At 70.5% G+C, this 10,245-nt stretch carries 6 protein-coding genes; 4 read left to right on the top strand and 2 right to left on the bottom strand.

From position 1 onward, the window contains the following. Positions 1-886, bottom strand: an 886-nt coding sequence (locus tag TSO5_RS27885) for an HD domain-containing phosphohydrolase (protein WP_109154667.1), incomplete at its 3' end; no start/stop codon positions are given. Continuing rightward, a complete protein-coding gene (locus TSO5_RS27880) occupies positions 883-1,398 on the bottom strand; it encodes a response regulator (RefSeq protein WP_109154666.1) in 516 nt (171 codons plus the stop codon). The genes TSO5_RS27880 and TSO5_RS27885, both read right to left, overlap by 4 nt. 297 nt (positions 1,399-1,695) lie before the next feature. On the opposite strand from TSO5_RS27880, the gene TSO5_RS27875 reads away from it, so the two are divergent. From TSO5_RS27875 to TSO5_RS27860, 4 genes are all read left to right on the top strand, one after another. Continuing rightward, positions 1,696-2,418, top strand: coding sequence for a response regulator transcription factor (locus tag TSO5_RS27875; RefSeq protein ID WP_109154665.1), 723 nt, complete (start codon positions 1,696-1,698; stop codon positions 2,416-2,418). Between the two features lie 220 nt (positions 2,419-2,638). After that, positions 2,639-4,348, top strand: a complete 1,710-nt coding sequence (locus TSO5_RS27870; protein WP_199231040.1) for a response regulator — start codon at positions 2,639-2,641, stop codon at positions 4,346-4,348. Beyond that, the gene (locus TSO5_RS27865) at positions 4,348-7,851 is read left to right on the top strand and encodes a PAS domain S-box protein (protein WP_109154664.1); all 3,504 of its coding nucleotides are present in this window, start codon (positions 4,348-4,350) and stop codon (positions 7,849-7,851) included. Before TSO5_RS27870 ends, TSO5_RS27865 begins: the two co-directional genes overlap by 1 nt. Positions 7,852-8,050: 199 nt before the next feature. After that, positions 8,051-10,132, top strand: coding sequence for a methyl-accepting chemotaxis protein (locus tag TSO5_RS27860; RefSeq protein ID WP_247870999.1), 2,082 nt, complete (start codon positions 8,051-8,053; stop codon positions 10,130-10,132). The last annotated feature ends 113 nt before the right edge of the window (positions 10,133-10,245 follow it).

Genomic DNA, 10,245 nt, shown 5'->3' with positions numbered 1-10,245 from the left:
GGGTGGAGGTCAGGGCATCGAACACGTCGGCGATGGCGACGATGCGGCCGGACAGCGGGATCGCGGTCCCGGCCACGCCGTTGGGATAGCCCGTTCCGTCAAATTTCTCATGGTGGCTGAGCGCGATTTCCGCCGCCAGACGCAGAAGCGGGATGTCGCTGTTGGCAAGGATGCGATGACCCATGGCGGCATGCTGGCGCATCAGCGTCATCTCTTCCGCGGTCAGGCGTCCCGGCTTCAGCAGGATCATGTCGGGAATGCCGATCTTGCCGATGTCGTGCATCGGCGCCGCCTTCATCAGCTCCTGGGCATAGGCGGCGCCGCAGCCGGCCGCTTCGGCGATCAGCCGGGAATAGAGCGCCATCCGCTCGATATGGGCGCCGGTTTCGGGATCGCGGTATTCGGAGGCGCGCGACAGGCGGTTGACCAGTTCCTCCCCCTGGCGCTGGAGGGCGGCGGTCACCCGCTCCACCTCGTTGGCCAGCAGGGCGGCGCGGTCGCGCAGCAGGGCGCGGCTCTGGCGCAGGGCCAGCAGGTTGCGCAGCCGCGCCTGCACCTCCGGCACGACGACCGGTTTGGTCAGGAAATCGTTGCAGCCCTCGTCCAGCGCCCGCACGCGGATGTCGACCGCCGTGTTGGCGGTGACCATCACCACCGGGACAGTGTCCAGCCGCGCATCGTCGCGGATGTGGCGCAGCAGCTCCATGCCGTCCATGTCCGGCATCATCTGGTCCAGAAGGATCAGGTCGGGCTCGTTCCCGCGCAGCCACTCGACGGCGTCGAGCGGGCTTTCCATCGTGACCGGGTCGACATCGTCCAGCCTGCGGACGATGGCGGCCATGATGAACAGGTTGGTGCGGTCGTCATCGACGATGAGGATGTTCACCCTGCGGTCTCCGCCTCGTGTTTCCCGGTCTTACGTTCGCCTGTCTTGTGTTCGGCACTCTCGCCCTCTGCCGCCTTGCGGGCGGCGATCAGCCGGCCGGCCTCGGCGAGCAGGGCCTTCAGATCGATTGGTTTTTCGAAGGCCGCCTCGGCGCCCAGCAGCCGGGCCATCCCCGGCAGTTCCATCCGCAGGCGCAGGCTGCCGCCGGTCACCGCGATCAGGGGCGGGCGCGATTTCTGCTCCTTCAGCCGCAGGATCACCTCGTACCCGTCGGCCTCCGGCATGATGATGTCGGTCACCACCAGATCGACCGGATGGACGGCCATGATGGCCAGCGCGGCATTGCCGTTCTCCGCCTCCAGCACGCGGTAGCCGGCACGGAGGAAGGCGATGCGCGCCATCTCGCGGAAATCGGGATCGTCATCGACCAGCAGGACGGAATCGGCGGAACCGGCGGAGGGAGCGGGCTTGGGAGCGGGTTTGGGCCGCAGCTCGTAAAGGGTCATGTCCATGGTCGCCGCTTCCGTCTTCCGCCGCACGCCGGCGGGTTGTGCCGGATGGAATTCGCTAAGCCTCACCATAGACGTCCACCGGCGCGCGCACCCGCTGTGTCTGGGATAGCGGAGGCGGGAAATGGGATAGTGGGGATATTATCCCGCGACCGGGAAAATAACCGAGCCGGACGCGGCTGCGGACTATGACCGACGTGAAATATGGCAAAGCCACGAAAACTTAAGATTTCGGACGGCATAACAGGGAGTGTTGATACCTTAGGATGAGTTTTGGCCGAGGGCGGCGGAGGCTGGTTGATGAAGATCTTGGTGGCAGACGACCATCCCCTGTTCCGGGACGCGCTCGAGCTGTCGATCCGTCAGGCATGGCCGGATGCGGAGGTCGGCTGCATCGGTTCGTTATTGGAACTGCCCGTCTTGCGGAACCCTGACGACGACGCCCCAGCCGTGGTCTTCCGGTACGACCTCATCGTGCTCGACTGGCGCATGCCGGGCGCGGAGGGGAGCGATCCGATCAGCGTGCTGCGCCGGTCGGGGGTCCAAGGGCCGGTCGCCGTCGTGACCGGGGCGGAGGATGCGCTGACCGCGCTGGAGGTGCTGCGCTGCGGCGCCGAAGCCTTCCTGCCGAAGACCACGCCGCGCCGCATCCTGGCCCAGGCCCTGCGTCTGGTGGCGGAAGGCGGCAGCTTCGTGCCGAAATGCGTGGCGCTCGACCTGATGCACATGACCGACCTGTCGCTCGACATCGACGAGGCGGAGGAGGGCGAGGGACCGTCTCCGGAGGGGGAGGGGGCGCCGTCGTCGCCCCTGACCGAGCGGGAACAGCAGGTGCTGTCGATGCTCGCCACCGGTGCCACCAACAAGGAGATCGGGCGGCACCTCAGCCTTCAGGAGGTGACGGTCAAGCTGCACACCCGCCGCATCCTGCGGAAGCTGGGGGCACGCAACCGCACCGACGCCGTGCGCCGCGCCCAGCAGGCCGGCCTGCTGTCGCGCAGCCTGAACGAAGCGTCGACCTGACCCGCCGCCCGTCCGGGCTGCGGTGGATGAGCGGCATGGTCGCATTGGGGGTCGCATAGGGGGCAGCATAGGGGTGGTCCCAGCAGCATGATCCCATCCTTTCTGCTATGGTCACCTCCTGTTCGCTCCGCTGCTCCGGTCGTCCATCTCCGTCCGGCGCCGCAGGGGCGGACGCAACCGCAATACGGCCGCTTCCGAGTCGCTGCAACCCGAGTCGCTGATGAGCCCATCCGACCATTCCCTGTCCGGCCCGCTCGCGGCCCGAACCGTTCCGGCGGTTTCGGCCGGCGTTTCCGGCAGCGGCATGGCGGCGCCCGCGCCCGCGCTCGCCGCGCTGGCCGGAGCGGCGGTGCTTCTGCTCTCCGCGCTCGACCCCCTGCGCGAGGTGTTGCCCTGGCTGCTTCCCCTGATGGCGGCCGGCAGCGGTGCGGCGGGCGGGCTGGCGCTTCTGTCGATCCGGAGCGCGCGCCGCCTTGCGGTCGGAGACGAAAGGCCGCAGGCCCATCCCGCACCGGCTCCCTCCGCATCGGCCGACAGGCCGGACGTGCCGGTGGCGGATAGCTCCGCCGCGATTGCGGCACTCGAAGAGGCGCTGCGGGAATGCGGCCGACAGGCCAACCAGCGGCTGCGCAGCCAGCAGATCGCGGCGATGGATGCCCGGGCCGACCTTGCCGGCGCCATCGTCCATGACATGAACAACGCGCTGGGCGCGGTTGCCGGCTATGCCGACTTCCTCGTCTGCGACCTGCCGGAGGGCTCGGCCCAGGCCAACTATGCGGGCCGGGTCGTCGCCGCCGTCGACCGCACCCGCTCCGGCCTCCGCCGGCTGGTGGCGGAAGCCAGGACGGAGCCGGTCAATCTGAAGCCCGAACCGGCCGGGATGGTCCTGGACGAGGCCACGACGCTCCTGCGCGCGGTGCCGGCGCCGCCGGGCAGCCTTTCCATCCGTCATGACGCCGGCACGCCCGACCCCATCTGCAACGCCGGCCTGCTGGCGCGGACGCTGGCCGGACTGGCGGTGGAGATCCTCGCCGCCACCGGCAGGGGCGGCGACGCCCGGCTCTGCCTGCGCGCCTTCTTCCCGGCGGACGCGGACGATCCGGATGCCGATGCCGCCGCGGCCGGCTGGACCGTCCGCCCGCTGCTGACGCCGCTGCCGGGTCCGCACGTCCTGTTCGAACTGCGGGTCGACGGTTCGCCGCTGGCGGACGAGGTTCTGGCGGGGCTGGCCGATCCCCTGCTGGCCGCCCGCAGCTGCTACCGCCGTGGCCAGACGGCCGGGAAGGAGGACGCCCATTGGCCGGCGGCCCTGCAGACGGCGCGGCGCCACGACGGCGGCCTCAGCCTGCTGATCCACCCGGCGGAGGGCATGGCGGTGCGGCTCCACATCCCCGTCGCATCGCCGTCCCAGTTCCAATCCCAATCCCTGGCCCCTGCTCCGGCGGCGTCCTTCCCACGCGCTGCGAAAGCCCCGGCGCGGCACCTTGTCGCGCCGACATACAAGATCCTGGTGGTGGATGCCGATCCGGCGTCCGGCGACCGGTTCCAGGCCGGGCTGGAGCGGCAGGGATTCGAGGTTTCGGTCTGCGAGGATCTCCGCGAAGCGCTGGAGGTCGTCACCGACGAGCCGGGCTTCTTCGATGCGGTGGTGATCGGGCCGGGACTGAGCGCGCTTCCGGCGGGCAGGGCGCTGGCCGGCCGCTTGAAAGCGCTGCGGGCGGATCTGCCCTGCGTCCTCTACGCCGCGGCTGGCCCCGCTTCCGCGGGGCTGGGGGCCGATGCCGGCGGTCCGGCCGACCTGCTGCTGCCGCTGCCGGTCGATCTGCCGCGGCTGGCGCGCGGGGTGGCGGCACTCGCCGCGGGCGGTCCGCGGCACACGGACGATTCAGGCGGTCCGCGGCACGCGGACGATGCGGGAGAGCGGCGCTGATGGGCGGGCGCTTTCATCTGCAAGGCTTCATCGCCGCCATCTGGACGGCGACCCTGGTGATCGCCGCCGGGCTGTGGGCGACCGCCCTTGCGCTCGCCCATTACGACAATGCCGAGGCGATGGCGCGGGCGGAGCGCGACAGCGGCAACCTCGCCCGCGTCGTCGCCGAGCAGGCGACCCGGACCATGGCCGAAGCCGACCAGATCCTGCTGTTCCTGATCGACGACTTCCACGAGCATGGCGACAGCTGGCCCCCCGGCCTGACCAGCATGCTGCGCCAGGCGGTGGAGCGGTCGGGCATCCTGCTCCAGCTGGCGGTGATCGACGGGCATGGCGACCTCATCCACACCAGCGTGGAGGATGCGCCGGCCCGTGTCCATCTGGCCGACCGCGAGCATTTCCGCGTCCACGTCAACAACCCGAATGCCGGGCTGTTCATCGGCAAGCCGGTGTTCGGCCGGGCGTCCGGCAAATGGTCGATCCAGCTGACGCGGCGCGTCGAAAACAGCGACGGAAGCTTCGCCGGGGTGCTGGTCGCGTCGATCGACCCCTTCTATTTCAGCCGCTCGCTGGAGGAGCTGGACGTCGGCCCCAACGGGGCGGTGGCGATCATCGGCACCGACGGCATCCTGCGCGCCCGTTTGCAGATGAACGACCGCATCGTCGGCCGGGATGTCGGCGAATCGCCGGTTCTGCTGATGGCGCGCCGCCAGCCCACCGGGTTCATGCGCGTCGCCAGCGTGATCGACGGCATTCCGCGCCTCCAGTCCTTCCGGACCCTGACGGCCTATCCGCTGATCGTCATCGCCGCCTTCGACGAGGCGTCCTTCCTGGCCGACACCAGAACGCGGCAGCGGCTCTATCTGCTGGCGGCGGCGGCCTGCAGCCTCGTGCTGGTCGGCATGGCGCTGCTGGCGACGCGGCAGACGGCGCGGCTTGCCGCACTGGCCCGCCGGTTGGCCCAGAGCGAGGAACGCTTCCGCGATCAGGCGGAGACCGCCTCCGACTGGTTCTGGGAGATGGACGCCGACCTGCGATTCTCCCATCTGGCCGGGCCGCTGGTGCCGCACGTCGCCAACGGCACGCTGCCCATCGGATTGCGGCGGGAGGATGTCGCCCTGCGCGAGCCGGGAGATGCCGCCAGGTGGGAGCGGCACCGCCAGCTGATGGAGCGGCGGGAGCCGTTCCGCAATTTCCGCTACCGGGTGATGACGGCGGCCGGCTTGCGCTATTTCAGCGTCAGCGGCCGTCCGATCTTCGACGAAGGCGGACATTTCCGCGGCTATCGCGGCTCCGCCACCGATGTCACCGAGCGGGAGATGGCCGCCAACCGGCTGGCCTCCAGCGAAGCGCGCTATCGCGCCATGTTCGAGGCGGTCGGCCAGCCGATCGTCACCATCGACGAGCATGGGACCGTCGACGCCTTCAACCGCGCGGCGGAGCGGCTGTTCGGCTACCGCGCCGCCGATGTGGTGGGCGGGCCGATGACCCGGCTGATGCCGAGCGCGGTCGGCGCGGTGCATGACGGGCTGCTGGCCACCTACCGCGGGAGCGACGCCCCGGTCCCGCGGTCGGAAGTGCGGGAGCTGACCGGCCGCCGCAAGGACGGCAGCGAGTTCCCGCTGGAGGTGACGCTGGCCGGCTGGCGCGAGGGCGACCGCCGCTATGTCACCGGTGCCCTGCGCGACGTCACCGCCCAGCGCGAGATCGAGGCCAGCCTGCGCCGTGCCAAGGAGGCGGCCGATCAGGCCAACCGCGCCAAGGGCGAGTTCCTGGCGACGATGAGCCACGAGATCCGCACGCCGATGAACGGGGTTCTGGGCGCGCTGGCCCTGGTGGACGGGCCGAACCTGAACGACGACCAGCGCCAGCTGCTGGACGTCGCCAACCGGTCGGGCAACGCGCTGCTGCAGATCATCGACGACATCCTCGACCTGTCCAAGCTGGAGGCCGGCAAGGCGGAGGTCGAGCCGGTCGACTTCGAACTGCGCGCCGTACTGGGCGACAGCATCGACCTGCTGGAGCCGGCCGCCTGCGGGCGCGGCCTGATCCTGACGCGGGAGGTGGCGCCCGCCGTGCCCGACCGTGTGCGCGCCGACCTGCGCCGCATCCGGCAGGTGCTGGTCAATCTGGTCGGCAACGCGCTGAAATTCACCCATCGTGGCGGCGTCGCCGTGCGGGTCGGGCAGGAGGGGGAGTTGTCGGCGGACGGCACCTTCTTCCTGCGGTTCGAGGTGGCCGACACCGGGATCGGCATCCCGGAGGACGTGCAGCCGACCCTGTTCCGCCGCTTCACCCAGGCCGACAGCTCCACCACCCGGCGCTTCGGCGGCACCGGCCTGGGGCTGGCGATCAGCCGCGAGCTGGTGACGCTGATGGGCGGGCAAATCGGCGTGACCAGCGCCGAGGGCAAGGGCAGCACCTTCTGGTTCACCGTCCGCTGCGAACCCGCCGCCGATCCGTCGGCCGGCGTGCTCTCCGTGCCCTGCGGGCCGGAAGCGGTGCCGGCGGAGGGCGGGGCGACCCCGTTGCCGTCGGCAGCGTCGGCGAGCCTGCATGTGCTGGTGGCCGAGGACAACGAGATCAACCGCGACATCGTCGTCACCATGCTGCGCCGCGCCGGCCATCGCGTGACCGCGGTGGAGGACGGGCTGCAGGCGGTGCGGCTGGTGGAGGAGGGCGGCTTCGACCTCGTCCTGATGGACGTGCAGATGCCGGTGATGGACGGCGTCACCGCCACCCGGCACATCCGTGCCATGCCGGGCGAGGTGTCCCGCCTGCCGATCGTCGCGCTGACCGGCAACGTCATGCCCGGCCACCGCGCCGAATATCTCGCCGCCGGCATGACCGCCTATCTGACGAAGCCCATCGTGTCGGCCGACCTGTATGACGTGCTGAGGACGGCCGCCGCGCCGCGGGCGGCGGAGGCTGGGGCGGAGGATGGGGCGGGCGCCGGACCGGACCGCACTGCGCCGCCGCAAGGGGAGCCGGAGCAGTCCTCCCCGGCGCGGACCGCCACCCTGCCGCCGCCCGTTCCGCCACCCGCGCCATCCTCCGCGCCGTCGCCCAGCGCCCCATTGACCGGCGCCCCATTGACCAGCGCCAGGGACCCGGAGCATTGGCGCACGGCGCCGCTGCTGGATGCCCAGCAGGCCGACTCGCTGCGCTCGGTGATCGGCGACGAGGCCTGGATCCAGACAGTGGCCGCCTTCCGGCGGACGGTGGACGACAGCGTGGCCGCAATTCGCGATGGGGCCGGACCGGGAGGGGCGCCCCTGGTCCGTATGGCCCACACGCTGAAGGGAACCGCGGCCAACATCGGCGCCGTGCGGCTCAGCCGTCTGGCCTCGCTGCTGGAACAGCGGATGCAGAGCCTTGGCGGCTGCCCCGACGGCGATCCGCTGGCCGAAGCGCTTGGACCCGTCGCCGATGCCACGCTGGAGGCGCTGTCGTCCCATATCCGGCCGGCGGCCGGCAGCGAAGCCGAACATGCGACGGTATGAGGAAATGAAACATCCTGCCGGAGATTGCTTTGTTTCTTGCGGACGGTGAAGTAATTTCCCAAGGAATACAGCGGCCTGCGGTCGCAGATTTTTGGGATTTCCAGTGTTTCCGATGACGAAATGATTTGGAAGGTCTAGAGTGCGTGGGGGGTCGGCCGACGCCAATCATTCGTACTCTTAACAAATGAAGACTTCAAACATGATCGCAGCCGGCAACATTCTCCACGTCATCTCGATCCGGGCGAAGGTTGTGGCGGTCGCGGTGTTCGTCTTCGCCGCGGTCGGCCTGTCCTCGGTCCTCACCATGCGCGACATGGGGCGGCAGACCGATCGCCTGTCCGACGTCCAGCGCGAGACGCACGAGGTGGTCGGCAGCATCATTCCCCTGGTGTCGCTGGTGGGCGAGATCCGGTTCGACGTGGCGCAGACGCAGCAGTGGCTGACCGACGTGTCGGCCACCCGCGGGCTGGACGGGATGAACGACGGGCCGGAAAAGGCGGCGGATTACGCCCGCCGGTTCGCGGAGCACACGGCCAAGGCCACCGAACTGGCGCGGTCGCTGAAGCTGCCGCAGGTGGTGGCGGAGATCGAGCGCACCCACAAGGCCTTCGGCCCCTATTACGAGATGGGCCGGCGCATGGCGCAGGCCTATGTCGATGGCGGTCCGGCGGCCGGCAACCCGATCATGGCCCAGTTCGATCAGGTCGCCGACGCGATGGGCGACAGCCTGGAGGCGCTGGGCGCCAGCGTGGTCGCCGTCAGTTCGGACCGGCTGACGGAACTGACCGCGGACATCGGGGCGGTGCGCGAGTCGGCGGACGGGCTGCGCCGGACCCTGATCGGCGCCGGGCTGGCCATCCTGCTGATGGCCGCGACCTGCGTCGTCTTCCTGGAAGCGGCGATGATCCGCCCGATGGAGCGGCTGCGCCGCGCCATGGTGGCGCTGGCCGGCGGCAACCTGGAGGTCGAGGTCGGCCTGACCGAGCGCCGGGACGAGATCGGTCACATGGCCGACACCGTCCGCGTGTTCCAGGAGGGCGCGCAGGATAATGCGCGCCTGCGCGCCGCGCAGGAGGAGACCCGCCGCCGCGCCGAGGAGGAGCGGCGCCAGGCGCTGGAGTCGATGGCGGAGAAGGTGGAGCGCGAGACCCGCGTCGCCGTCGACCATGTGGCCGAACGCACCAGCCGCATGAGCAGCAATGCCGGCGCCATGGCGGAATCGGCGGTGCAGGTCAGCGACAACGCCCAGAACGTTGCCGCCGCCGCCCAGCAGGCGCTGAGCAATGCCGAGACCGTCGCCGCCGCGACGGAGGAGCTGTCAGCCTCCATCGGCGACATCGGCATGCAGGTGTCCGCCGCCACACGGGTGACCGGCCGCGCGGTGGAACGGGCCGGGCTGGCGCGGTCCACCATCGAACGGCTGTCGGCCTCGGTCGAGCGGATCGGCGCGGTCGCCCGGCTGATCGGCGACATCGCCAGCCAGACCAACCTTTTGGCGCTGAACGCCACCATCGAGGCGGCACGGGCCGGCGAGGCCGGGCGCGGATTCGCCGTCGTGGCGAACGAGGTGAAGAACCTCGCCAGCCAGACCGCGCGGTCGACCGAGGAGATCGGATCGCTGATCGCCGAGGTCGAATCGGTGACGGCATCGGCAGTCGGCGCCGTCGGCGAGGTGTCGGAAACCATCGACGAGGTGGCTGGAATCTCGTCCTCCATCGCCGCCGCGGTGGAGGAGCAGGCGGCGGCGACCCAGGAGATCGCCCGCTCCGTCAGCCAGACCAGCGATGCGGCCAAGGAGGTGTCGGTGCGCATCGGCCGTGTCTCCGCCGAGGCCGACGCGACCCAGAGCCGCGCCGGAGAGGTGCGGACGGTCGCCGTGGACGTGGCCGGCGGCATCGATACCCTGCGCAACGTGCTGATCCGCGTCGTCCGCACCGCCACCGCCGATGTCGACCGCCGCCAGCGCCCGCGCTTCGCCCTGTCGGTCGGCTGCGTGCTGGAGGGGGCCGGCGCCGCCCCGATGCGCGCCACCATCGCCAACCTGTCGGCGGGCGGCGCCATGCTGACCGGCGTGCCGGACCAGTCGATTGGCGGCGTGACCGGCCGGGCGATGACCCTGCGCATCGACGGGGTGGCCCGTCCGCTGACCGCCCGCATCAAGTCCAGCGAGCACGACCGGCTGCATGTGAAGTTCGACCTGTCCGAGGCCGATCAGGAGGCGTTCGACCGTGAGGTGGAGCGCCTGACGCGCGGCCTGACGCCGATGGCGGCCGTGGCGTAAATGGTGATGGCGAGCGGCCGGGACCGGCCGCTCGGTCGGGAAAATTGGCCGCCAGCCATGCCCGCCGCTCATCTCGCACCTGCGGAAATGACGGCCTGCGGCGGATTGCCTCA

Source organism: Azospirillum sp. TSO5 (assembly GCF_003116065.1).
In the GTDB taxonomy this organism is placed as follows: domain Bacteria; phylum Pseudomonadota; class Alphaproteobacteria; order Azospirillales; family Azospirillaceae; genus Azospirillum.
The sequence above is the reverse complement of the archived record's forward strand: the minus strand, read 5'-3'. Positions and strand labels throughout refer to the sequence as shown.

What these genes read in the sequence shown, in the direction of transcription:
- TSO5_RS27880 (WP_109154666.1), bottom strand. Translation starts at nt 1,398, where the DNA reads ATGGACATGACCCTTTACGAGCTGCGGCCCAAACCCGCTCCCAAGCCC.
- TSO5_RS27875 (WP_109154665.1), top strand. Translation starts at nt 1,696, where the DNA reads ATGAAGATCTTGGTGGCAGACGACCATCCCCTGTTCCGGGACGCGCTC.
- TSO5_RS27870 (WP_199231040.1), top strand. Translation starts at nt 2,639, where the DNA reads ATGAGCCCATCCGACCATTCCCTGTCCGGCCCGCTCGCGGCCCGAACC.
- TSO5_RS27865 (WP_109154664.1), top strand. Translation starts at nt 4,348, where the DNA reads ATGGGCGGGCGCTTTCATCTGCAAGGCTTCATCGCCGCCATCTGGACG.
- TSO5_RS27860 (WP_247870999.1), top strand. Translation starts at nt 8,051, where the DNA reads ATGATCGCAGCCGGCAACATTCTCCACGTCATCTCGATCCGGGCGAAG.